23 protein-coding genes are annotated in these 25,114 nt (G+C 39.5%); 5 read left to right on the top strand and 18 right to left on the bottom strand.

All coding sequences use genetic code 11. The features are described from left to right. Window positions 1–120 precede the first annotated feature (120 nt). From CSV60_RS05155 to CSV60_RS05120, 8 genes are all read right to left on the bottom strand, one after another. Entirely contained in the window at window positions 121–1,239 is a 1,119-nt protein-coding gene (locus CSV60_RS05155) for an MBL fold metallo-hydrolase (protein WP_099636194.1), read from the bottom strand. A gap of 68 nt (window positions 1,240–1,307) precedes the next feature. Then, window positions 1,308–1,691 (bottom strand): DUF302 domain-containing protein, encoded by a 384-nt coding sequence (locus tag CSV60_RS05150; protein WP_099636193.1) that lies wholly within the window; start codon window positions 1,689–1,691, stop codon window positions 1,308–1,310. A 795-nt stretch (window positions 1,692–2,486) separates the two neighbouring features. Continuing rightward, window positions 2,487–3,692, bottom strand: coding sequence for a MalY/PatB family protein (locus CSV60_RS05145; protein WP_099632154.1), 1,206 nt, complete (start codon window positions 3,690–3,692; stop codon window positions 2,487–2,489). 79 nt (window positions 3,693–3,771) lie between these two features. Beyond that, complete coding sequence (locus CSV60_RS05140; RefSeq protein WP_199175236.1) at window positions 3,772–4,980, bottom strand: amidohydrolase; 1,209 nt, start codon at window positions 4,978–4,980, stop codon at window positions 3,772–3,774. A 204-nt stretch (window positions 4,981–5,184) separates the two neighbouring features. Continuing rightward, window positions 5,185–6,615 (bottom strand): TRAP transporter large permease subunit, encoded by a 1,431-nt coding sequence (locus CSV60_RS05135; protein ID WP_199175235.1) that lies wholly within the window; start codon window positions 6,613–6,615, stop codon window positions 5,185–5,187. Between the two features lie 565 nt (window positions 6,616–7,180). Then, window positions 7,181–7,555, bottom strand: a complete 375-nt coding sequence (locus tag CSV60_RS05130; RefSeq protein ID WP_099636192.1) for a Rid family detoxifying hydrolase — start codon at window positions 7,553–7,555, stop codon at window positions 7,181–7,183. 1 nt (window position 7,556) lies between these two features. Then, window positions 7,557–8,225 (bottom strand): helix-turn-helix transcriptional regulator, encoded by a 669-nt coding sequence (locus tag CSV60_RS05125; RefSeq protein ID WP_099636191.1) that lies wholly within the window; start codon window positions 8,223–8,225, stop codon window positions 7,557–7,559. A 268-nt stretch (window positions 8,226–8,493) separates the two neighbouring features. After that, a complete protein-coding gene (locus CSV60_RS05120; protein WP_099636190.1) occupies window positions 8,494–8,757 on the bottom strand; it encodes a hypothetical protein in 264 nt (87 codons plus the stop codon). A 461-nt stretch (window positions 8,758–9,218) separates the two neighbouring features. Between CSV60_RS05120 and CSV60_RS05115 the strand changes: the two genes are divergently transcribed. Continuing rightward, a complete protein-coding gene (locus tag CSV60_RS05115) occupies window positions 9,219–9,602 on the top strand; it encodes a VOC family protein (RefSeq protein WP_099636189.1) in 384 nt (127 codons plus the stop codon). Between the two features lie 193 nt (window positions 9,603–9,795). Here CSV60_RS05115 and sda read toward each other — a convergent pair whose 3' ends face one another. Continuing rightward, window positions 9,796–9,912, bottom strand: a complete 117-nt coding sequence (sda, locus tag CSV60_RS05110; protein ID WP_099636188.1) for a sporulation histidine kinase inhibitor Sda — start codon at window positions 9,910–9,912, stop codon at window positions 9,796–9,798. A 311-nt stretch (window positions 9,913–10,223) separates the two neighbouring features. On the opposite strand from sda, the gene CSV60_RS05105 reads away from it, so the two are divergent. Continuing rightward, the gene (locus CSV60_RS05105) at window positions 10,224–11,546 is read left to right on the top strand and encodes an ATP-binding protein (RefSeq protein WP_143565317.1); all 1,323 of its coding nucleotides are present in this window, start codon (window positions 10,224–10,226) and stop codon (window positions 11,544–11,546) included. 89 nt (window positions 11,547–11,635) lie between these two features. On the opposite strand, the gene CSV60_RS05100 is transcribed toward CSV60_RS05105, so the two are convergent. From CSV60_RS05100 to CSV60_RS05075, 7 genes are all read right to left on the bottom strand, one after another. Then, window positions 11,636–12,532 carry an AEC family transporter gene (locus tag CSV60_RS05100; RefSeq protein ID WP_099636186.1) on the bottom strand — a complete coding sequence of 299 codons (897 nt, stop codon included), beginning with the start codon at window positions 12,530–12,532 and terminating at the stop codon, window positions 11,636–11,638. Between the two features lie 223 nt (window positions 12,533–12,755). After that, window positions 12,756–14,225 (bottom strand): methyl-accepting chemotaxis protein, encoded by a 1,470-nt coding sequence (locus CSV60_RS05095; RefSeq protein WP_099636185.1) that lies wholly within the window; start codon window positions 14,223–14,225, stop codon window positions 12,756–12,758. A 207-nt stretch (window positions 14,226–14,432) separates the two neighbouring features. Further along, window positions 14,433–14,564: a hypothetical protein gene (locus CSV60_RS16110; protein ID WP_255397304.1), complete on the bottom strand. Its 132-nt coding sequence runs from the start codon at window positions 14,562–14,564 to the stop codon at window positions 14,433–14,435. Continuing rightward, complete coding sequence (locus CSV60_RS05090; RefSeq protein WP_099636184.1) at window positions 14,561–15,031, bottom strand: hypothetical protein; 471 nt, start codon at window positions 15,029–15,031, stop codon at window positions 14,561–14,563. Before CSV60_RS05090 ends, CSV60_RS16110 begins: the two co-directional genes overlap by 4 nt. After that, complete coding sequence (locus tag CSV60_RS05085; RefSeq protein WP_158233153.1) at window positions 15,028–16,308, bottom strand: replicative DNA helicase; 1,281 nt, start codon at window positions 16,306–16,308, stop codon at window positions 15,028–15,030. Before CSV60_RS05085 ends, CSV60_RS05090 begins: the two co-directional genes overlap by 4 nt. Beyond that, window positions 16,289–17,095 (bottom strand): conserved phage C-terminal domain-containing protein, encoded by an 807-nt coding sequence (locus tag CSV60_RS05080; protein WP_158233152.1) that lies wholly within the window; start codon window positions 17,093–17,095, stop codon window positions 16,289–16,291. The genes CSV60_RS05085 and CSV60_RS05080 overlap by 20 nt, the downstream gene beginning before the upstream one ends. Before the next feature lie 211 nt (window positions 17,096–17,306). Then, window positions 17,307–18,680, bottom strand: a complete 1,374-nt coding sequence (locus CSV60_RS05075; RefSeq protein ID WP_369823580.1) for an alkaline phosphatase — start codon at window positions 18,678–18,680, stop codon at window positions 17,307–17,309. A 251-nt stretch (window positions 18,681–18,931) separates the two neighbouring features. Between CSV60_RS05075 and CSV60_RS05070 the strand changes: the two genes are divergently transcribed. Next, window positions 18,932–20,161: a Fic family protein gene (locus CSV60_RS05070; protein ID WP_099636181.1), complete on the top strand. Its 1,230-nt coding sequence runs from the start codon at window positions 18,932–18,934 to the stop codon at window positions 20,159–20,161. Window positions 20,162–20,251: 90 nt separating this feature from the next. Here the strand turns inward: CSV60_RS05070 and CSV60_RS05065 are convergent, their stop codons facing one another. Further along, a complete protein-coding gene (locus CSV60_RS05065; RefSeq protein WP_099636180.1) occupies window positions 20,252–21,172 on the bottom strand; it encodes a DMT family transporter in 921 nt (306 codons plus the stop codon). A 167-nt stretch (window positions 21,173–21,339) separates the two neighbouring features. Between CSV60_RS05065 and CSV60_RS05060 the strand changes: the two genes are divergently transcribed. Beyond that, entirely contained in the window at window positions 21,340–21,765 is a 426-nt protein-coding gene (locus CSV60_RS05060) for a DUF1284 domain-containing protein (RefSeq protein WP_099636179.1), read from the top strand. A gap of 117 nt (window positions 21,766–21,882) precedes the next feature. After that, entirely contained in the window at window positions 21,883–23,157 is a 1,275-nt protein-coding gene (rpoN, locus tag CSV60_RS05055) for an RNA polymerase factor sigma-54 (protein WP_233189540.1), read from the top strand. A gap of 287 nt (window positions 23,158–23,444) precedes the next feature. Here rpoN and CSV60_RS05050 read toward each other — a convergent pair whose 3' ends face one another. Beyond that, complete coding sequence (locus CSV60_RS05050; RefSeq protein WP_099636177.1) at window positions 23,445–24,698, bottom strand: S-layer homology domain-containing protein; 1,254 nt, start codon at window positions 24,696–24,698, stop codon at window positions 23,445–23,447. Between the last annotated feature and the right edge of the window lie 416 nt (window positions 24,699–25,114).

Below are 25,114 nucleotides of genomic sequence, written 5' to 3'. Positions count from 1 at the left end.
TGCCTCCTTAGTTTTGGAGTGAATTCTGCAACTCCCAACAACGGTGGGTTTGCAATCGGTATTGGGCAAGCAAGTCCTTTTGCATCAAATGATTTATCTGTCTAAATCATTTAAAACCCTCTATACTGCGCAGTTGTTCGGGCCCGTCTCCATTTCCTTCGCTTCTTCAGGCGGTGGATTAATCTTGCCCATATTTGTCTGTCGGATTTCTTCATATGCATTCGGCTGATCTTTCAGACCTTCCGTTACCCGCTTGATAAACTTTTCTTCATCTTTTATCTGCAGTCCCTCATTGTTCTGATAAAGAACAGACAGTTTCGCTGACACACTGCCGTCTTCATTGAGCTCACTGACGTCCGAGTAATGAGCCGGAAGCACAAGCAGGTCATCAGCCAATTTTTTGTAGCGGCTGTAGAGGGTTTCGTACAGATCTTCTGCCCAGTCGCCCGCTTTACCGGCAAGATCCGGGCGGCCAATGGATTCTACAAACAGAATGTCACCCGTGAGCAAGTACTGATCATCGACCACGAATGTCGTACTGCCGATTGTATGCCCGGGAGAGTATACAGCTTCAATCTCTGCGCTGCCGACTTGAAATTTCATCCCATCAACGACTGGTTCAAATTTAAAAACCACTTCTTCCGCATCATCCGGCGGCAAATAATAGGTAGCATCCACTGAGTTCGCCAGTTTTTTACCGCCTGAAATATGGTCCGCATGCAAATGCGTATCAATGACATGTGTTATCTTCAGACCTTTTTCCCGCGCAAACTCTTCGTAGGTTTCTATCATCCGGCTAGCGTCAATAATTGCCGCTTCCCCGTCGGATTCGATCATATAGGATAAGCATCCTTTGCCAAGTCGCACGAATTGATAAAGAGCGCCTCCGGGCAATTCACCAATTTTGACTGCTTCCAGCTGTTCACTCCAGGCTGCCATGCCGCCTTCAATCGAGTAGACATTGTCAAAGCCCTGTTCTTGCAAATAGGAAGCCGCTTTTTGGGAATTGTTCCCCCTTGCACACACTGTATACACGTTCTGGTCTTTCGGCAAATCCTCCAGACTCGTTGAATTGGGATCACTCAGCTCCCTGAAAGGAATGTTGACGTATTTGACTTGATCTCCTTCAATCTGCCAGTCAGCCGCCTCGTCTTTGCTGCGTACATCCAGCACATAAACCGGTTCTTTCTGAAACACCTGATTCGCCACTTTCTTTGGTGATACTGATTTAATTTCCATAAATAATTCCTCCATTCCATAAACTCTTATTTACCGTCCGAGGTATACTGTACGGTAAAAAAATCAGCTTAAACTGTCTTATCAATACAGCCAATCAATCTCTTTTCAATATCCACCGCAATTTCCTTCAGCGAGTCGTTATTAACCATTTCTATCAGCGCACTCGGTTTCGGCATGCCTATTTTTGTTGTACCCTCTTCTTCAAAGATAACAATTTTGCATGGAAGGAAATACCCAACGAGCAGATCTTCGGATAGTACGCGGTTTGCTTCCTGCGGGTTGCAGACTTCAAGAATCGTATATGGTATATCGAAATCAGTGCCTTTTTCCTGCAGTTTCGCAGTCAAATCGAAATTCCAGAGCACACCGAATTTTTCGTCCTTCAGATTCGCTTCCAGATCCTTCACCGCTTCATCCTTGCTCTTGCTTGTTTCCACTGTGTAATCAAACATTTGTATTGCTCCTCTCTTGTGTACTCATTCTTTTCTTAAACTTCCCGTATTAATCCCGCCAAAACATTTCTTCTGGAAATAAGCCTTTACTACTTAGTAAAAATAACAAAGAACAAAAGCGGTCATCGTTTTATTTGCTATTTTATTTTCCAAAACAATTAGCCATTGAAATCGGGAAATAAACACTACCAAAAGCAAACAAAGACGCAAAACCATCCAGTAGAAGTTCTAGACGTATCCGATTCTTTTGAAGTATGCGGATGAGCTAAGTGAATTGGAGTGGATCTTCGAGAGGAAAGATTTTATTTGAAGATGGTGTGTTTGGTTGGGTATGGGAGATTTATGAGTATCGATTGCATTGGTATTTTGAGAGGAAGAGTTCTGTTTAACACACAAAAAAGTTGTAGCCATTGCGCAACTTTTTTGCGAGTCGGATCTAGGCTACAACCCTTTAACTACCTACGCAAAGAGTTGTCTTTGAAATGTTTAATTTTCTAAATAGGAATATTTTAATATAAATGAAATGAAATGAAATGAAACCTAAAACTAACCTCTTTAACAATTATATCTCCTCCTGTAAACATACCCTTTCAACATCTTACAGCTAAGTGTAGTACCTTGTAGTTATAATGATAAAGAGCTCTTAACAATAGGTTGCTACTATCATTTTACTTTTAAAAACAGAAATGTTAAAATCCACACAAATAAGTAGCAACTACATCTCTTCTATCAAAAATAGAGCAATGGGTTAACTAAAGTGTTAATTTATCCATTGCTCTATCATTTATTTAAATTTTATCTATTTAAACGCTCTAACTTTTTGCTTTTCTTTAATGCCGCACCTAAACGATGCAATGCTTCCTCTAATGCGTCTGTTGGCAATGCTAAGTTAATCCGCTCAAAGCCGTTGCCTTCTTCGCCAAAGATGTACCCTGACGTCGTAAAAAACGCGGCATCCTTTTGCAAAAATGATTCAAGTTCTTCTTGATCCAAACCTAAAGCATTAAAATCTAGCCATTGCACATAAGTCCCTTCAATCAATGGTGCTTTGATTTGTGGGAAATATTCCTTAAAGTAGTCATGTACTAAATGTTGGTTGGTATCAATCACCTTTAACAACTCATCAAGCCAAGCTTCTGATTTTGTATAGGCTAATTCATAAGCCTTATACCCTAAAATACCAACCATATTCCCAGTTTCTACTGCCAATTCTTGATTGAATTGTTCACGAATTTTTTTATTTGAAATAATGATACTAGAAGCCATCATCCCCGCCAAGTTGAAGGACTTGGAAGCTGCTGTACAAGTAATTAACTTATCTGTCAACTCTTCATTAACCGTTGCAAGCACCGTATGTTGATGTCCTGGCATGATAAAATCATACCAAATTTCATCTGAAATCACATATAAATCATGCTTCACAGCAATGCCTGCTAATTTTTCTAACTCTTCCTTTTTCCAAACTCGACCCACAGGGTTATGCGGGCTACAAAATAACAATATTTTGTTGTTCGGATCTGCTGCAGCTTTTTCAAAAGCCTCAAAGTCAATCGTATAATCGTCATTATTCTTTAGTAACGGTACATTTACTTCCGTACGCTCATTATCCTCAATTGCCATACTAAACGGATAATAAACGGGACGAAAATTGATGACTCCATCTCCCTTTTTTGAAAACATACGAATTGCTGTATAAAAAGCGGATACAATCCCTTGAGTGGGAACAATCCATTCCTTTTCAATTTCCCATTGATGTCGTCTTTTTTGCCAGTCCACTACAGCCGTTAAAAAGGATTCATAAGGACCTGTATAACCAAGCACTGCTTCATCTAGATATTCCCTTAATCCTTCTATCACTTCAGGTGGGTTTTTAAACTCCATATCAGCATCTGACAATGGGATAACATCTTCACTCACATCTGGATTCAACTTATACATTTGCTCCCATTTCAATGCACCTTTATCTTTTCGGTTCACTCTTGTTGTAAAATCGTATCCCATTTCTAACACTTCCTTATATAGATTGTACTTTTTATACCTTTTCTTCCTATCTTAATCGTCTATTCACAAGAATCATATATTATTTAGTTAGAAAATCTACTGCAAATTTAGACGTTGCCAAAACTCCGTTAATTAGCGCATTTTCATCTATATCAAATTGATTATTATGATGCTCTGCACCACTTCCGTACCCTTCATTACGAACACCTATAAGAGCAAAAAGCGTAGGTGCTATTGTTCTATACTCACTAAAGGTTTCAGTCGCATACCAGATTACATCATGTATGACAGAACCTGGCATCATTTCTTCATTACCAGAAATCGCTAGTTCCGCTAGTTTTTCATCATTTATAACCGGATCCCCACCAATTTCGAGATTTTCTCCAAATTCAACGGTACAATTATGTGCCTGTGCAGTAAATTCTGCAATTTTCTTTACTATATCCAAAGCCTTTCTGCCTTCTTCCACATCAAAAAATCGGAGAGAACCCCGAATATTCACCTTATCTGGAATGATATTATCTATCTCACCACCATGGATTTGCGTCAATCCGAGTGTAACCGTTTTTGTGACGTCAATTTGATTCGCCCATGCATTTGTAAGTCCAGTTAAAATATTGGCTGCTGCAAAAATTGGATTAATGGACAGATCCGGACGTGAACCGTGACCACTTTTCCCATGTACAGTGAAATTAACTAATTTACCTCCGGCCATTCTTGGACCTGCATCAACACATACCGAACCACTGTCCATAAATGCTGTTAAGTGGTTGCCGTAAATGGCATCGATTCCTCGATTATCTAAGTGTTGAACCATCGCCTCAATACCGGATGCAATTTCCTCCCCTTCTTCAAAAATAAAGTAAACTTCACCACTCAAATTATGCTTCATTTCTGTTAGTATTTTCATTGTGGAAAGTACAATAGCCATATGACCATCATGTCCACATGCATGCATAACTCCTGGATTTTTAGAGAAATACTTTCTTGGTCCAGCAAGATTCTGCGGATTTTCTTCAATAGGAAGTGCATCAATATCTGTTCTAATTCCTAATGTCTTACCTGGTTTTCCTGTATCAAATAAAACGGTGAAACCAGTGCTGCCGGGTACTTCTTCAACTTCCAATCCTAATTCCTTTATTGTATCTTTTAAAAATTTAACTGTTTCGTCTTCCTCAGAACTTAGTTCTGGATATTCGTACAAATACTTACGAATGCGAATGGTTTCTGCTTCTAATTCTTTCGCTCTGTTTTTTATGAATGCATTCATTTCTGTCATTGTCGTCATGTTATCGCCCTTCCCTCATTCATCTAAGATCATATAAGTGAATCCATTTTATCGTGACAAAAAACAGCTACATCAGGATAATATGTGGTTAAGAAAGCCACAACGAAACCACATATCATACTGACGTGAAGGTAAACTCGTATGATGAAATGGATTAAAGTGTATATTAAACATGCATTTGTACTCGTTTACTTTTCATCCTATTTATTCGCCACCAGTCCAGCCGACAATAGTTAGTATATATAGAATGACAAAGCTCATTAGCATGAAGATTACTACTGCCGGGAAAACCCAACGTACCCATTTTGTAAAGGGTACACCTGCCATTACACAAGAACCGATTGTCCAACCAAGCTCTGGAGATATTAGATTTGTGAAACCATCACCAAACTGGAAAGCTTGAATTGCTAACTGATTTGGTAGACCCAGCGTGTTGGCAATTGGTTCAATGATTGGAACAAGAATCGCTGCCTTACTTGTAGCTGATGGTATAAGCGGATTAAGTATAGCGACAACTAGACTTATTCCAATTGTAGCAAAACTTTGGTTTAGCTCCATTAATGGCTTTGTCAACGTAAAAACAATCGTATCTATGATATTTCCTTCCGTTAAAACCAGTGACATAACACGAGCTAAACCGATAATAAAGGCAATAAAAGCTATAGAAGCAATTCCTTTAGAAAAGTTTTCACCAATATCATCAAAGGACATACGAGTCAATAGTCCAATAACGATAGCAGCTAATATAGCAATAACAATGAAAAAGTGGTAAAGATTTTCTCCTCCAAATACAGAATAAGAGATGATCACTAAAAAATGAGCAATAAAAACCAATAGTGCCAAAACACTTGTTAATTTAAGTTTTTCTTCTTTTATTACATCGTCTCCATTTTGATTACCTAATTGGTGTGCTCTCCATCCATTACTATACATTAGAGAAGATTTTTCATTATTTTCAATTTTTTTGATATAACGCATAAGATAAATTAAGCCAACAATCATAAATAAGTTCACAGAAATGAACCGAAATCCGATTCCGGAATAAGGTGTAACACCAATCATCAATTGAGATATAAAATGGCCTTGAGGTCCAGTTGCGAATCCAATTAAGGTCGGAAAAGTTGTAATACCGATAGCAACAAGTGGATCCAGTTTCAACTTCCTGGCAAATATGACACCAATTGGTACTAAAGCAATCAGTGAATCACTACCAGCAAGTGCACCAATATAAACCATCATTATAAACATTGCGCTAACTAAAATACCCTTCCCTTTATCTTGTAATTTAAAAATAGCCCAGTTCAAAATATTATCTATCGCACCAGATGCGAGTAGTACAGCAATTGTTGCACCCGATACTAAAACAAGATAAATAGTGATGCTAGACTCATTCAATCCATCCAATATTAACATCATCATCCTCCAGGGACTTACAGATGTTTGATGTCCAAGGAATTCAAACTGATTTCCTAAAATAGTCCCATCCTCATCCGTCGCAAAATTACCTGCTGGGATGATATATGTTGCAATACTGCCCAATAATAATATCCCCATCATTATCCAAAATAAATGTGGCAACTGGAACTTTTTCTTATTAATAATTAGATTTTCATCTGCCTTAAATTGCTTTTCCATAATGAGAATCCCCCTTTTTAATTTAGATGTATTCTTATCATTTAAAGGATATATTCTAAAACAATTTCACTTGGAAGCCTTATATGTTTACATCACTTAAGCACTAAAATTTTATACCCATCTCAAAAAACTTCTAATCGGGAACTGGTCGAAAGCGCTTACATATCTTTCATTCAAGTTTAATTATGTCAAGATGTAGTATTTCTCTTCAAATGAATACTACATCTTTTAACCAATTAACTTCTTATAGTATTTTCATTCTTTTGAAATACTGGCACATCTATTTCAATATTCTTCGGATATTTAATTCCAGCCCCTGTATTTAGTACAACGACTTGTCCATCTTCTTTAATCCAACCATCTTCCCGAAGGTGCAGCGGCAAATGCTAACGTACCTTCGGGACAGACAAATGCCCCCCTCTGAAGAAGCGATAAAACTTAATTCTTTCATTAGAGCGCCGTTACTTATAGCTATTGCACAGCGGTTTGTTTTTTCAATACCTTCCACTAATTCTTGCAATTCACGAAGTCCTTTATAAATGCCGATATAGCTATAAGTCATTTATTAACGAATGGCAATCGATTCAATTTCAACCAAAGCGTTTTTGGGAAGTTCTTTGACTCCTACCATGGCTCTAGCTGGTTTACTATCACCGAAGTACTTATCGTATACTTCATTTACTTCTACTACTTTATCTAATGAAGTAAGGTAGACTGTATTTTTCACAACATTTTTTGCAGATAAACCGGCGGCTATCAAAATCGATTCTATATTTTCCAGACACTGCTCTGCCTGTTCCACGATATCTTCATTCATTTTATTGTTAGTTGTGTTAATAGGTAATTGACCCGAAATGAATAAAATATTATCCCTTTCTACTGCTTGTGAGTAGGCACCTACTGCTGCTGGAGCATTATCGGTATGAATCTTCTTGAACATATTAATCATCTCCCAAACTATTATTAAAACTTTGCTCCATACGAACTTTCTGAAGGTAGTTGTAAATAGTGAACTTCGACACTCCTAGAACACTAGCGATATATTCAGTAGCACCTTTAATTAAGAATGTATCCTTCGACTCTAATTCCCTAATGACTTCTATTTTTTCTTCAGTATCCAACAGTGCAGGAGCTTTAAAGTGTTTTTCAAGTGCTTGCCTTGTCATTGATTGGATCACTTCATGTACATCGGTATAAAAGTTTTCATTTCTTTGCACGTCCTCTTTGAAACTAATAATTTCTTGAACTTCACCTCCCAGTTGAATTAATAAACTAATATCAAAATTGATGCATAACGCTCCTATTACCCTATCGTGAGAGTCTTTCAAAAATACAGTTGATGATTTCATAACGGAACCTTTTCCAGATACTGTTTTGTAGTTCGCAAAATCTTCCCCATGCCCATTTTTTAATTGCTGTAACACTAAATCCGTGATTGGTGAACCAACATCCCGACCTGTCACTGATCCAGCCAAGTGGATAAGCGATTTTTCCAGACTACTAAAATCGTGTACAGCAACTTCGCACTTCGATCCAAACATCTCGACTAAAATATCAGCAGTGCGAATCGCGTGATCAAAAACTAATTTATTTTCTTTTTCCAATTCCATCCACTCCCACCTCTCGTTATCTAGGTAAAGCAACTATTCGGATAACTATAAAATCAATATTATCAGACTGTTATTTTAATTACAACAAATTTTTAACCATTAAAATTTTGTTGTAACTTAAATCTTTTTATAGGTTATAAAGTTTATGGCTATCTGACAAATCAACAAATGAGAGTTTGGCGCATTTATCACAGTAATTTTAAATACTATGAAATGGCTGTTTTAACAGAACTTCGCGAGTATTTTCGGACAGGAGATGTTTCTATTGTTAGGTAGCAAGTTCACATTCACTACGTCCACTTATCCAATAAAAATAAAGCCGATGATTCCTTAGCGTAGGAAAAATCGGATTGGTGGTTGTTTTTAATAACTTTTTGAACGCAATTAAAATACCATGGTTATGTGCTGAAGGTGAAATGTTAATTTGTACATCATTTTTTGTTTGAAAAGACATATGTATTCTCCATGCTTCTTTAGTTAACATAACGTCACTTCTAGGTAGTTGATCCAGACAGACAAGCCCTTGTAACACTTCAGTTCCCCCCTATGGCCCTTCCCTTTCGTTATGTGTGAAATATACATCGTTAAATTAACGGGCTTTTGGTGAATGACAGACCTGTCTAACTGAATAGCTATGCAGATTGACCTCAACGATGAGTAGATGAAAAACCCTCGCGGAAAGTCATGGGGAAGTTCATTCGAATTTATCCATAATTAGCATGTGAATCCTTTTTATAAGTTACGACATTCCTCTAATACCTATGTCTATATTCTATACGCCGTCAATACGGACCCATGTTTCATTCTTATATGCACGTACAGGTACCAGGTCCCTACACAATTAGGGTGTCAGTTACTTTTAAAAAACGTACTATCAGATATACCAGACCCGAAAATATGTTGCGATAAATAATATTCAACAAACAAGCATTTTTGACTGTATCCGTATCAACTCGTATATACTACATACAAAAGAGAAAAGGAGCGAAACGAATGATTAATAAAATCGGTCAAATTATGTTATATGTACACAATCAAGACGAGGCAGTGGACTTTTGGACGAAAAAGGTTGGATTTACTGTGATTTCCGATGAGGATAACGGTCAAGGTATGAGATGGATTGAAATCGCTCCAACCAAAGAAGCGGAAACGAGTATAGTCCTTCACAACAAGGAAATGATTGCTGAGATGCAGCCGGAATTGAATCTTGGCACTCCTTCTTTACTGTTTTTCTCAGAAGATCTCGAAACGTTACATAGTACCTTGTCAAATGAAGATATTACGGTGGGAGAGATAGTCGATATGCCTTCGGGGAGGGTATTTAACTTTGCCGATAGCGAACAAAATTATTTTGCGGTTATGGAAAAGAGTAAATAACCGCTAGAAGTGTGTTAGGTTAACATACTATGTGTTGCATTCGCTTCAATTCGTGTACATGGGAACCGCTTGCGATTGTCGGATCAGTTCGGAAACTAAAACGTAGTTGGTTGGGACACGTCCGAATGCAGGTAGGATTCATTCTAATTCAACAAACTGGATATTTCCTTAAACAAAAAAAACGCCACGGCATCTATATACCACGGCGTTTCATTTCTTCTTCAAGCAGTTCAATAAATGCTTGATCTACACGTACCTCCTCTGCGCGCTCATAAACTTCGAGCAATGCTGCGTTTGATAAGTTTAGCATAAGATCCCTACTTTCTTGTATATGAATTTTATTTGTTTACCATACCCCTTACTAAAGAAGTTAAACCATTATGTACATAATCGTATCAGTTTTTTCACTCATTATGTTGCTCGGAGCACTCCGGCTTCAAAGCAGATCAACGTGTTCCAAACACCATTCCTTTTACATAAACTAGTAATAACGCACTAAATATACCAAGAAACTGATTATTTAAGATTCTTTTAATACATTATCTGCTATAATTCAATTAACTTTTCAATATATTAAAAGGAGTGGTACATATCACACACTTCGTCGATGAAGGCAAAAATTTGGAACTGACTAAAGGCATAGAATCGTTACAAGTGGGTCATGTGGTATATACGTACACAGACAGTAACAAGTATATAGAACACGCTACTTCCTATATAGCTGAAGGATTGGATAAAAATCACGTCATTCTGTATGTGGATCAACCAACGACTTTCGCTTCCGTTAAAGAAAACCTTCAAAATAGCGGTTATTCGGAAGAGCAAATGGATAACATTTATTTTGTTGATACCGACTTAGCATATGAAACGCATAAAGATTTTAATGCGGAGGCTGTGTTAAAGAATTTACATGACTTCTTTGAACCACATGTGAAGGAAGGTAACGTGCTTCGCGGATGGGGATTGGTGACTTGGCGTCCTCAAAATATAAAAACGTTAGTTCCTTCGGTCGCATTACATGAACAAAACTTTGACGAATTATTCTCTAGAGTAGCGGATATCACACGGAATTATATCAATGTGTGTGCGTATGATAGTGTATCTTTATCCAGTTCACTCTTGATTGAACTTTTGCAAACCCATGAATACCATATGACGGATACGCATTTCTTGCCTTCGCATTTATATAAAAAAGAGTCTCATCACTTTACAAGAATTTCCAAACAACTGCAGTTTGAAAATGAACTACGAAATCATGATACGCGTAGAGATAAATTACACATCACGGGAAAATTGGCTACCATTATTGCTCATGAACTTCGCACTTCCCTTACTGTCATGCAAGGTCGTTTACAACTATTGGATTTAACTGACGGCAATCGTAGTGAAGCAGGTCAACTACAACTGGACGGGATCAAAATAGAATTACAGGAAATCGAACAAATCGCTTCTAAATTCGTGTCTTTAGCTGAAACACATGTAGTCAATCAAAAGGTGATCAATATTACGGAATTAATCGAAGGTGTTAAGGTCCGGATGGAGTCGGATATGGACATGAAAACCATTGAGATACATGTACAATCGGAAAACGACCAGATGACCATTTTTGGTGATGAATTAAAAATCAGACAAGTGTTTATTAATTTAATCAAAAATGCAATTGAGGCTATGGAAACCGGAACCATCATAATTGATGTGAAAGACGATGTGGACCACGTGATGATCGACGTTACTGATAACGGTCCAGGTATCCCTGATGTTATTCTACGTCAAATCGGTGAACCATTCATGTCATCGAAAGTAGATGGAACAGGGCTAGGATTATTGATCTGTGAAAAAATCATTAGAGATCATAACGGGAACTTAGTACTTCAAACGGAAATAGGAAAAGGGACGACCTTTACAGTGAGTTTGCCGAAATCATCACTAGGCTTATCACGTTGAATGCGTCTCCTTACGAAAAAGAAGCAGAAGCCATTTAAGGCTCTCGCTTCTTTTTTTGTATCTTCTTGAATGGTTTAAAGTTGATATGTTTAAATCAGTACATTTAACAAAATACTTAACGTAATAATACTAAGTAGCGTAGAAAACAACGTGATCATGGAAACGAGTTCTGGCTCGGTATCAAATTCAATCGCATACATCGTCGTGGTGGCCGCTGTAGGCATTGCGGAAATGATGATGAGGACTGTCCCTACTAGAGGATCCACCCCCACAAACAGCACGAAAACGAAAGCCAGTACAGGTGCTACGACCATTTTCAATGCGACGCCTGAAATGACAACTTGCCAATTTGGCTTCTTACTAATCACTGTTCCTAGTTGCATACCGAGCATGATCATCATCACGGGAATCGCGGCATCCCCGACCATGGACGTCGCAGACATAATCGATTCCGGTACAGAAATCTTGAAGTACTGGAAGAGGAAAGCGAAAATCGCAGCATACGTTGTCGGCATTTTGAAGACCATTTTTATGGATCGACCTATCCCACTCGTACTGCGTGACGCAAAATACACACCGAAGAAATTATTTTGCAGTGATTGAATCACCATGATGAAGATGGCATACGGCAGCGCTTTTTCTCCTAAGCTAAATAACACGACTGGCAAACCATAGTTTCCCGAATTCATGAAACCTGTGGCCAGTATGGAGGCACTTTCAATCTTTTTATCCCATTTAAAGATTTTCGCAATGATTTTGTTTAGTAAAACCATCGCATAAAATAGTGAAAACATATAAATCAGGATGGTCATATAGCTCGCATTGAAATCCGCCTGATATAAGGAAGTAAAAACAAGGGCTGGCGTTAGTATGTAGATCGAAAGTGAAGAAATTGATTTGATATGTAAGTCTTTGACTCGTTGTAAAATGAATCCCACTGCGAATACTGAAATAATCGGTAAAATAACTGTGAAAAATAATCCCATTTATACACCTCTAACGATTCTATCATTTTTATTACAGGGCTTTGATAAACTACAAAGCTCCCTCATAGATTCCATACTAATCGTAATCCAGTAGATTGTCTCTATATATGGAATTTTAATTGTGCTTACATGTGCAAAACTATAAATAAAAGAAGTTACCGTTTTTGCATGGGTAACTTCTTTTGCGTTTTGGGTTAATTTGCAACTGGTCAGCTACCGAACATTACGTTTTACGAATCGAAATGGCTTCTTCATGCGTTTCATGGATATAGTTTGCAATCATCTCTTGCTCCCCTGCCAATTCAGTCAACGTGGCATTTAACTCTTCTACCGCTGCTGTGCTTTGCTCAACTACCGCCGCAAATTCTACTGTGTGTTCACGTATCGTTAATGTTCGATCTGTAATAATGTCAAATTCACTTATAAATTTAGTTAGCTCATTTTGCAATGCAGCCATTACTTGATGCAACACGCCAAATGATGCACTGGATTCGTCCGCCACACGGTTTTGCATCGTCAGCCGCTGCAAGCCTTCTTCTAATTTTCCAACCGCAATCGTATTCGTACTATTTAACTCCACAAGATTTGTATCGATTTTCTTTAGCGTCTCATCTGTCAATCTAGCCAGTTTCCGAATTTCATCCGCCACTACCGCAAAGCCTTTACCATGTTCGCCCGCACGCGCTGCTTCAATCGATGCATTTAACGCCAATAAATTCGTTTGCTCCGTAATTTGTTTAATTGAACTTGCAAACGCATTGGTCTCGTCAATTTTGCTCGATAGAATACCAAATGTATGATTTAAATCTGTGAAGAATATGGCAAATGTATCAAGGCTCTCTTTTAACCGCGTCATTTGTGCCCTTCCCGCCCTCGCTTTACTACCCGCATCGTTCGTTTTGTCGCCCAGTACACTTAACCCAGTCGAAATCTCTTGAATCGCTTCATATGTCTGTTCCGTGTTTTCAGCAATTTCCGAAATGTGATCAGCTTGGTGTTGACTGCCTGAACTTACTTCATTGACCGCCTCTAACATTTCGCGCTGGGAAGTGGTGGACCTATCCGCATTCCTTTGAATAAACGCTAGATTAGATGTAATTTTCATCACTGCCGCATCCAGCTTCTCAAACAGCACTTGTTCTTCTTCAGCTTTACGTGATGTAAGTGCAAGAAGTTCTTCTACGTGATGAAAAACACGATCATTCTGTCTTACTAATAAAAACAAACAAAGTGCAGTGAGAAAGTGAAGAAGAACTAAGTTGGAACCGCTTCCAATAATAAGTTCAGGCGATATGAAATATGTATTGTTCACGAGCAATGCAATCAAGCTCAGTGCATAAGCAAATCCAATAATACTCATTCTCCCATGAACGGCGCCTAATACTAAGATTAAGTAGATCACGCCAATCGTCCCTAAGTTAGCATTTGAGAATAAAATAAGACTCATTGAAATGCAAAAAGTCAAAAAAATTAAGATGTACGGAAATTGTTTTGCGATGAAAGCGGATGTATTCATAAATAAGTAAAAAAGGATGGCGACGACGAATGGAATGGCGACAGATGTAATAATAATCATCGATGACTGAAGAATGATTTGGGCAAGGAGTCCAAGTCCCGCGGTTAGTCCAAAACTAAGTGCCATAATTTTGTTTTTGTTCATCCAATCCGTGTGTTTTAGTTCTTCTATTTTCATCTTTCATTCTCCTTTTGAGGCAATAGGCCTAGGAGGGTAATGGCATACCCTTATGTATAAGGTATCATTTAAAATTTTCTAAATGTATAGGCAATTCGATTCAATTATATCTATATAACTTTTCAGCAGAAGAGTTTTGTAACGTTTTCTGATAGGAAAGCTATGTTTCGAAGGTTTCGATATTTCCCATGATGTAGTAGATTTCATTCACCACTCCGCTATACATCTTTCATATAACGCCTCCAATTCGTCGTCTCCCATCCTTTCTACATAACCCATCGAATAATTCAAGCGCAAGCAAATTATCAAAACTAGCACTCCGCGTTCTTCCACTGTCATGCACCCACCCCCACCCGATACAGCACACGCTCTCCCGCTTTTGCATGGCCCACATATGCCGGGTACGCAATGATCTCTTTCTTATGCTCATACAAGCATTCTTCGGCACCCGTTTCCATAAAGGTCATACGGGTGATCATCAGTCGATCGGCACGTGTGATTTTTGGTTGTCGTTCGCGAAATAATTCTTCATGCAGTCGGTATACGTCCAGTGAATGCTCTGCCAGATAAAAGGCGTACCAATCATCAGGGCCGTCCATGACAAATAATTTTACTTTGCCTATATTCAAGTCGTTTTTCTCCATCATTCGCTTAATTTCCACTTCGTCGAAATCAATGGTTTTTAACTTTTTACTGTCATCTTGGAATGTCACTTGGTCTTTCAGTAAAGCCCAGTAGATGCTGTTGGCTAAGTGTGATAAGTCCATTTCTAGTGCGTAGTCGAACATGTCTTGAACGGTGATCATTTGTTTTCTCCCCTTTTGTAGTAGTTTTCATCAAAGTTATATAGCTTGCCGGTTTCTTTGCTGTAAATCGTCTTGATCGTGCCGGTTGGTCCATTGCGGTGTTTGGCAATATCGATTTCCAGTAGATTCGTTGGCACTTTGTCTCTTTCGTAATAGTCCTCACGATGGAGAAGCGCAATGACGTCGGCGTCTTGTTCAATATTTCCTGAGTCACGCAAGTCACTCATGACGGGATGTTTGTCATGCCGCATTTCAGACGCTCTTGATAGCTGCGATAAGACGACGACGGGGCAGTCGAACTCTTTCGCCATCGCTTTTAATTCATTGCTGATCTGTCCGATTGCTACCGTTTGATTGTGTACATTGCCTTCAGGACGAATGATTTGTAAGTAATCGATGAATATAATCGATCGTTTTGTCGGATTGGTTTTGATGATATACCGAGCTTTTGCTTTGATTTCTCTGACGGTCATACCGCTTTTGTCGTTGATGTGAATCCCCCCACCGTTCAAGTGATTCAGCGTGGGTGTCCATCGATCTTTTTGTGGTTCGGTGAAATACTTATACGGGTCGCGCATTCGTAAACGATTGTATTCACCTGTCGAAGCGATCATTCGGTCAATCATGGTTTTACGATTCATTTCAAGCGAGAAGACGATTGGCATATGTCCATCTTTGCTGGCTTGCAGTGCCAAGTGATTGAGCACGTCCGTCTTTCCCATAGATGGCCGACCCGCGACGACGATGTACTCACAGTCTTGGAAGCCGTTCAGGATTTTATCCAAATCGACTAGTCCTGTCGATATGCCAGGCTTTGTTTGATCCGGCAAGAACGGCCTTTCAAATTGAGTGACTAGATATTCCGATAATATCGTCACCTCTCTACCGTTATTCAGTTCATCCAGTTCTTCTAGGACATGCACTACGTCATCCCCGCTCCAATCATGCTCAATCGCTTGATGTAATATCCGTGCCGTTTCTTGCTTTTTCCATTGGTCGATGATCATCTCTTCGTATTCATCAAAACGTATGACATTCGCAAATCGTTTGAGTCCATATACGTAATTGACTCCTCCAAGTTCACTTGGCTCTCTCCTTGTCAGAACCGTGATATAGTCTACCGGTTTCCCTTCCTGCGCCAATTCCCGCATAACAGTATAAATAGTTTGATGGACATGCCCCTGGAAAAATCTCGCTTGCATGTGACTATCGAGAATTAAGTAATTTTCTTCAAACATCGCACCTAGTATGCTTTTTTCAGCAAATTCGTAACTCATATGCATTCTCTCCCTTTTCAAAATCTAATGTTGGTGATGTATAGGCTTCCAATACGATCGATCGAGCCATTTCGGCTGGGGCTTCATTCAAGTAATTCTCGAATTTCTCCGCATTGAATAATGTGGACGGTTGCAAGTAATTGCGAAATTGCGGATGATGCAGCCATTGCGCTGCCTTCGTATCAATCACTAGTTTGAAATCATCCACTGTGTAGCCTTCTTCGATACGCCCTTGGAGAAGGTCCATCGTCGTCTTCGAATTATGCTTAAATCGTTTGAAAGCTTTTTCGTTTAAATACTCAATGACAGAAGAAAATGTGGCGAGATCTTTCTCGCTATATCTTTTTTTCTTTGTAGTCTGTTTAAGTTCTTTGGTTATTGCTGGGAGTAAAATGTTCTCCTCAGACAGACTTTTTTGTTCGACTCTATCGACCGTTTTCGTCTGCTCGAAGGGTACAAATTCACCGCACGTCTGTGACAGCTTTTCGTAATCAATCCGATACCATTTCGTTCGATCCATGGGCATTTTATTAAATTCCGAAGTGATGATCAGTTGTTCAGTTTCCAGCTTTTTCACTAGCCTTTTGACCACATGCATTTTCCAACACGGGAATTCATGCGTCCACTCTTCATACGTGTTATACACCCATCTATGGCCTTCGTTGTGGTTTTTAGATATTTGCAATCGATAATGCAATTGCTGTAGAAACAGCGCTTCATTTACGCCAACCATTGCCGCAAACTCCGGTGAAAATGGGATGCGTACGTCTTGATTGTTTTGTTTCATTGCTCTGCGCCTCCTGTTCAGTCGTTTGATTATTTGTTCTTTCATACGTCATATAGACGAATTATTCAAAAAGGATACTGGTATTTCAATTTATTTTTTATTTTGTTGAAAATGTGCGCACAAAAAAGAAGTTACGGCTCGTGTTTTGAGCTGCAACTTCTTTTTTATCGTGACAGATTACAGATATATTTTACGGTGTTAATCGCAAGACTTACTTCTCCCCCACAACAATATCAAAAATAATATCCGCATGATCCGTATTATCTAACAAACCTGTAAAGCGCTCTTTGGATGGTCCATACGCATAAACCGGTACGTCTTCACCTGTATGTCCACCAGTTGTCCAACCCGTATAAGAACGTTTGTCGATGATCTGTTTGATAGCTGTTTCAATGGCACTGGCATCTCTACCCGCGGCTTTGATGGCTTCGATTTCATTCTTCTCTATTGGCAAACTTTCTTGATCAATATAGCGTTTCACTGTCTGTTCTACATCGTGACCGTTTGCCATTTCTTGTGCAATGAATGCGGGTGTACGTTTCACTGCTTTGATCGCATCCGCTGACCAATCATAGATGTCATCCGCTCCTATGGAAAATCCTCCAGTTGAGTGATCCGCCGTCGCAACGACTACTGTGTGGGGATCGCTTTTTGCAAACTCGATAGCTGTCTTGAATGCTTTCTCGAAGTCTTCCATTTCACTCATCGCACCGACAATATCATTGTCATGTCCTGCCCAGTCGATTTGGCTTCCTTCCACCATGAGGAAAAATCCATCTTCGTTTTTCTTCAATCGCTCAATCGCCGCTTCTGTCATTTCTTCCAGTGAAGGGATTTCTGCCGAACGGTCAATCATTTTCGGCATGCCGCCGTCTGCGAACAATCCCAGTATTTGATCATTCTTATTGTTCACTAATTCTTCTTTTGTCGTGACATAGCCATATCCATCCAATTCAAATGAATGCGCATGGCTCAAATCTTCTCTGACAAAGTGTTTTTTCCCACCACCTAGAAGAACATCGATCGTATGCTCACCATTGATGCGTTCATTGTAGTAATCATCAGCGATCTCGTCCATATTCTTTCTACTTTCATTATGGGCACCGTATGCGGCTGGAGTAGCATGTGTAATTTCAGAAGTAGCAACAAGGCCTGTCGATTTCCCTGCTTCTTTTGCAGCTTCAAGGACAGTTTGCACGCGCTCTTTCTTTTTATCCACTGCAATGGCATTATTGTATGTTTTGACACCTGACGACATAGCCGTTGCTGCAGACGCTGAATCTGTAATCGATTCCTCGTCATCATCAGGATATGTCATTTGTTGACCAACTAGATATTGATCGAACTCGGTTAACTCGATCTCAGGGGTTTTCGGATCATCTTTGAAGTAACGATAAGCGGATGTATAGGAACTTCCCATGCCATCCCCGATCAAGAATATGATGTTCTTAATTTCCGGTGCGTTATCTTTTTTCACTTCGTCAGCTGAACTCGCTGAATAATTCCCTGTCCAGATGGCTCCACCTATTAAAGCAGCGGATAGCATGACTACGGGCACGATGGTCTTACTCATCTTCTTCAACAATAAACAACCTCCTGTATTTGTAATCAACTTTTACTCTACTAGAAGATTATTAATATACGAAGAAGGCTGTGTAAATGTTTGGTAAGGAAAGAGTTTTTGAAACATCATAACTTGCCGCGCACATTAGTAAGAACGAGGCCTTTAACTTCCCCTTGTAAAAAGCCTTTTTACATAAACTTGTCTATATACCATTTAAAATGTATACTAATTTAAAAAAACGCGTATATTTGAATTAAGGAGGTGTTTGTCTCATGACTTATGAAAAAATGAGTAAGCTTTTTTATAAATTGAGTACGGATTCTTTTGAAGAAGAGTATTTGAAGCGAATCACGGGTTATGGAAGTATGAACACACTATTACCTATTCGTGCATTCAGGAAAGGAAGGCTAGATCGAGAGTATTTTGAACTGTTCTATGTCATGACGCCTGAACTTATTAAACTGAACAATGAAGCTCTTTTGAATAGCGGTAAAATCCTATCGTTAGTGGGTAAATTGCCTACATTTGCAGCAGAACCTTATTTTCAGCGCTTGATTATTAACGACGCACAGAGTAATAATGAGATCGAAGGTATTCGCAGTACAAAGAAAGAACTGAGTCATGTGCTACAACGCCTGCAAGAACCGAACCCAAAAATGAAACGTTTTACAGGTATGATGAAAACTTATATGCATATTGAAGAGATTGGTCCTTTTCGTACATTAGAGGATTTCCGAACGCTTTACGATCATTTGGTCTCTGATGAAATTTCTACGAAGGATGCGCCGGATGGTCGTCTATTTAGAAAAGACGAAGTGGAAGTGACCGATGGCTCAAGAATTACTCATGTCGGCTTGCAAACAGAGGCAAAAATTGAAGAAGCGCTCTTTCATCTCATACAGTTTTTACAAGATGATACGCATGCAGAGTTGTTCCGATATTTGATAGCACATTATTACTATGAATATATCCATCCTTTTTATGATGGTAACGGTCGAACAGGTAGACTGTTGGTTGGTAGTTATCTTGCCAACTATCTGGAACGCTACTCAGCAGTAACTTTCTCCTACGCAATTAATAAAGACAAAGCGAAGTATTATCAGGCTTTAGAAGAAGTCCCCTCTCCTATGAATAAGGGAGAATTGACATTTTATTTAAAAAGTATGCTGGAGTTATTGATTGCTGGACAACGTAATATACTTGAAGATTTATCAATTAGTGAAGCAAAACTAGTTCGTATACAACATTTCCTGATTAATAATTCTTGGGAATTAAGAAAAGAAGAGCAAGAGATTCTTTTTTACTTACTGGTATTGACCGTTTTCGGTTCCAACGAAGACATCTTGGTCAGCCGCCTCATTACCCTGTCTGGCTATTCACGGTACAAGGTCAAGCAGGCTCTCGATAAAATGGAAGAGGAGGGCATCGTATCACTACAACAACTTCGCCCCATGTCATACAGTCTGACTTCCGATTTTTTATATGACACACTAAAAATTTAAAAGACATTTTAGTATTTGTTAGTAAAGATGATCCGCTAGTTTCCCGTCGTTAAACTAGCGGATACTATTCCACACTTCACCATCTACTGCCTACCCTACAGGAGGAATGGATTTATTCCGACTCCGTATAAACATCTCCAACGTTCCTGAGCCGAAGAGGACCCCTGCCACAATAAATACCAAACCGATAAAGTGAGCGGGGTAAATGGATTCCCCTAAAAATATACTTGCGCCTACTAGTGCGAAAAACGTATTGAAATTCAAAAAGATCGAAGCCCGTGCTGCACCGATGGTTTGAATGGCTGAATTATATGCCATGTGACCAACAGCGGTTGCGATCAGGGCAGAGAATAGGAATACGCCCCAGACAGCAGGAGTTCCTTTACTCAATTCAGCAAAGCCGCCTGGTTCTTTTATGAGAGCGATGATGACTAAAAGGATGGAGCCGACTAACAACATGTATCCTGTCAGTAGCCGCGCATCCATAGTTCTAGAAGCTTTTTTAATTAGCATAAAGCTAATGGCTTGGGACAAAATCGATAAGAAGATTTCTACATCTCCGAATGACGTTTTGCCTACTGTTCCACTCCCCCCAAGCACTACGATACTTACGCCTATTCCTCCGAACAGAAAGCCCATGGCACGTAAGCCTGTAATTTTTTCTTTCAAAATGAAAACAGCCAACGTCGCTGTCAATAGTGGTCCAAGTCCTAAAATTAATCCTCCGTTAGCCGCACTCGTTCTAGAGAGTCCTTCCGCTAGAAAATAATGATGCATCACGACATTCGTCGCAGCGCCTCCTACAATATATAGCCATTCTCTATTTCTAGGTAAGCGAATTTTCTTAAGGAAAAATAAGATGATAAATACTAAAACGGCCGCGGACATAATACGCATAGACGTCATAGTAATCGGATCGAAATAGTTCACGAGGTATTTGAGAGCGGATACGTTCATTCCCCATGTGAACATGACGAGCACTAATGTGATAATGACTTTTAGATCTTTCATAGTTTGGAAACCTTTCCTGCAGAATATTTCGTCGATGTGCCAATTATAGAAGCTATACCACTAAAGTCAATGCCGTCAAACTTGTACTTCCCGCAAACATACCAGTACGTGTATACTGAATAATAAAACTAGTTAACTAACTTACAGTTCAGAAAAGGCGGGTTTCTATGATTAAATTACGCGGACACCATATCTTTTGTTTGCTTGGGTACCGGGGAATGGGCTATTCAGCGGAGTACACGGCAAATATGACGAAAATCCACAACGTGTTACGGGAGCGGCCCGATACGTTGATTCAGATCATAAAAGGACCCGATTCTTTATGTGCAAAGTTTCCCAAAGGGCAACCGTATCATTGTGAAGATGACGGGATTTATGAACGCGATTCGGTAATCTTACATAAGCTCGGATTGATAGTCAGCGATGTACTACCTTGGCGTGATGTCGAAAGAAGGATTCGGCTACATGTCGTGCCGGACGATATTGTCGTAGTATGTGAGACGTGTTCTTGGCGTTCGTACGGTTATTGCCAGGAAGGTGTCGAGGATATGGTAGAGTTAAGAGGATTGCGAGAAGTTCTTCAGGACAAATAAATTTTCTAGAACAATAGTCCAAGTCGAAAGAGCATGATATGATAAGTACATAGAAATGAAAGCGTATTCATACACTTTCATTATAGGAACCATAATAAGGAGGAAATGTCGGTGAATATGTCTCTCCAGCAAAAACAAGAACTCGGTTTGCGGATGACTACCGAACTCCGGCAAGCGATCGAGCTTTTGCAGTTATCCACTTATGATCTGGAACTATATATACGGGAAAAAGAGTTAGAAAATCCTGTGATCGAGATACAGGAAGCGGATAGAACGGATTCATTCCAAGAACGACAGTCCACAAATTACTCCAGCCAGGAAACCAATTCACCAGAATGGGTGAAGCAGCAAGAAGTCAGTAAGCGTGACCAAATGCTTCGTCAAGTCGAAATCGATTTCAAAGATGTCGAGACGAAGCAATTACTTAAGACGTTGATTCATAGCTTGGATGATAATGGTTATCTATGTGCAGAGATGCAGTCTATAGAAAATGTAGAGGCAGGTATTGAATTACTGCAACAAATCGGCCCGCCTGGCATAGGTTCTCGGACACTGCAGGAATGTTTGTTGCTACAAGTGAAAAGTTGCGATGAGTATCCCGCTTTAATGGAAACGTTCATATCGAAGTATTTGCCCTATGTGGCCGAACGTAAATGGGCAGATATCGCAAAAGGTATGAATATTACGCTGGCTCAGGTAAACGAATTGCATGAATTTCTGCTGACGCTGCATCCAAGACCTTGTCCAGAGCTTGGCTACAGTGAAACAGAATTTATGATGCCTGACGTGATCGTAGAGGAAAAAGAGGGAAAATTGTCATTTCATTTGAACGATCGGGATCTTCCGACAATCGGACTGCGCAAGGAGTATGTATCTTCACTTAAAGGTACATCCGATCTGTCTTCCTATTTGCGCGATTACCATAAACAAGCGCAATGGTTACTAACGAGCATCGAACAGCGACGCAATACAATCATTCGCATTGTTACGGATCTCCTCGAAAAACAGGACGCGTTTTTCCGACACGGAAGGAAAGCCTTGCAACCTATGACGATGAAAGATGTGGCGGACAGTATTGAAATGCACGAGTCGACAGTTAGCCGTGCGGTGTCCAATAAAGTGATCCAAACACCTGCCGGCACGTTCGAAATGCGTTCTTTATTCACTTCCAAACTGGCCGCACAGGATGGAGACAGTGTGTCGCCATCCGCTGTCAAAACATCGATTCAGTCACTGATTACACATGAGGATAAACGGAAGCCGTTATCCGATCAAAAAATTGTGGATTTGCTCTTGGAACAACAAGGAATCACTATTTCGCGCAGGACGGTCAGCAAGTACCGGGAAGAACTTCACATCCCGGCGTCAAGTAAACGGAAGTCCATTTTATAAGCCGTATTTCTTCATCTTCAGTCATAACAAAAAGGCATTCAGTCATGTTCATCATTTTTCGAATGTTTTCCCTTCACTTGTGTCGTTGCAGTAATTCATTGAGCCTTAGCTAGACAAACAATACATCCAACATTATGAAAAGACGTTATAACATTTTTGTGTATCAGTCTCCAATTAAAAACAGCATACCCCCAGTCGAAACTAGACAGGGGGTATGCTGTTTTTTGCTTTGTCTGTACGTATTTCTGCGATGCCCGCTCCAAAATCTTAATCGCACGTTCCTTTATTCAATTCACAAACGATGTGAAGCCATCGGAAGAATTGAATTTCACTTTGAAGCGTCCATAATCTGAATCCAGATTGAATGTATATTGGTCAAATGTGTACTTCGCATCTGTTACCGGATCCAATTCAATTTGCTGGGTAGTTGTAACATATTTAGCCACCAAATTTTTATGTCCATAGGATGTAAACTCGGCTTCCAAAACTTTTTTGGCTTCATTAATTGTCAGCTGGAAGTTCTTCGTACCAACCTTCGTATACTTTAACGAATTCATCTTCCATTTATTATCTTGTTTTTTAAATTGATAGGCCACAAATCCGCCAACAGAATAGCCATTTTGGAATTCTACCGTGTTTACATTCAGTGTATTGGAATCGGGCTGTGTAAACTCGAACCGTACCAATGGCTCATTATTAATGTATGGCAAGACGTTAGTATAGCAGTCCAGGCATTTAGGATTGTAGTAACCTTTCAGATCCCCGTCTACAAACGCTTTTGTCGCATTCATACGTAGCGTAGACTCTATATCTGAATATCTCCATTGATTCATCCGCGCATCACGCATTGTCTTCTCAAGTTCAAATGTCCTGCGATTGACGAGATCCCATGCTTTACCTTTTGTCACTTTATCTGTCACCGGACGAGCTTCTTTCACCTTGATGGCTGCGTATAAGAACTGTGCATAGTGCGCGCGCGTAACGGGTTCATTCGGTTTAAATTCACCTTCAGGATAACCGTTCGCAACTCCACTGGCTTTTAGCGCATTAGCATGTGTGTAGCCCCAGTGGTCAATATACACATCATAAAATGAATTTTGTTTCGTCATATACAAATCAAATGCGATATCGAGAACTTTCGCCATTTGAATCCGTGTAATCGGTGCGTCCGGATTGAAGTAGCCATCGGTTCCGCCACTGAAAATGCCAGCTGCAGTCATTTTCATGATTGGGCCATAGTACGGGTGACTTTTCGGTACGTCGTGGTACGTGACGGTGCTGTTTGCTTGCGGTAGCTTCAGCGCTTGATCTAGTAACTTCGCCACGTGTTTACGTGAAATCATCTCTTGCGGTCGGAATGTGCCGTCCGTATAGCCGGCTATGAAGCCTTTATCCTGTAAATAGTGGATCGCTTCATAGTTCGGGTGATTTTTCGACACATCCTTGAATTCTTTGGTTGCTGCTTGCGTGGAACCAAATGATACAAATGAAAGCATAACGAGCAATACCGTCCAAACGAAAATCCGACTCATCTTGTTCATAATCTTTCCTCCTCAGTGAATTATTTTGTCGGCTGTAGGTTACTTGTTATTAGTATTCTACCAAGTTTCAAATGATTCGTATATATTTATTTTCATAATATTGCAAATAATTTGATATCTTCATTAATTCTGCCTTATTTCAAGCTTTTGTCATCATAAAAATGACATTTGACCTATCCTATGAAGTCTGTTAGCATGAAAAGATTGTTATGCTTTCGACAAACTTCGATGATGTGTAGTGAAGCGTCGGGGGATTTGTAAGATTACAATGAATACGTTCATCGTTCATAGTCTCCCAGTAGAACAATTTATCATTTCACTGGGGATAATTTCGACTATAGCGGTCTAGACTTCATTAATGTACAAAACTTATTTGTTGTGAGTGTAAGGAATTTCGCTCATAATAGTGGATACAA

Source organism: Sporosarcina sp. P7 (assembly GCF_002743425.1).
In the GTDB taxonomy this organism is placed as follows: domain Bacteria; phylum Bacillota; class Bacilli; order Bacillales_A; family Planococcaceae; genus Sporosarcina.
This window is presented reverse-complemented; position numbering and strand designations above follow the sequence as displayed.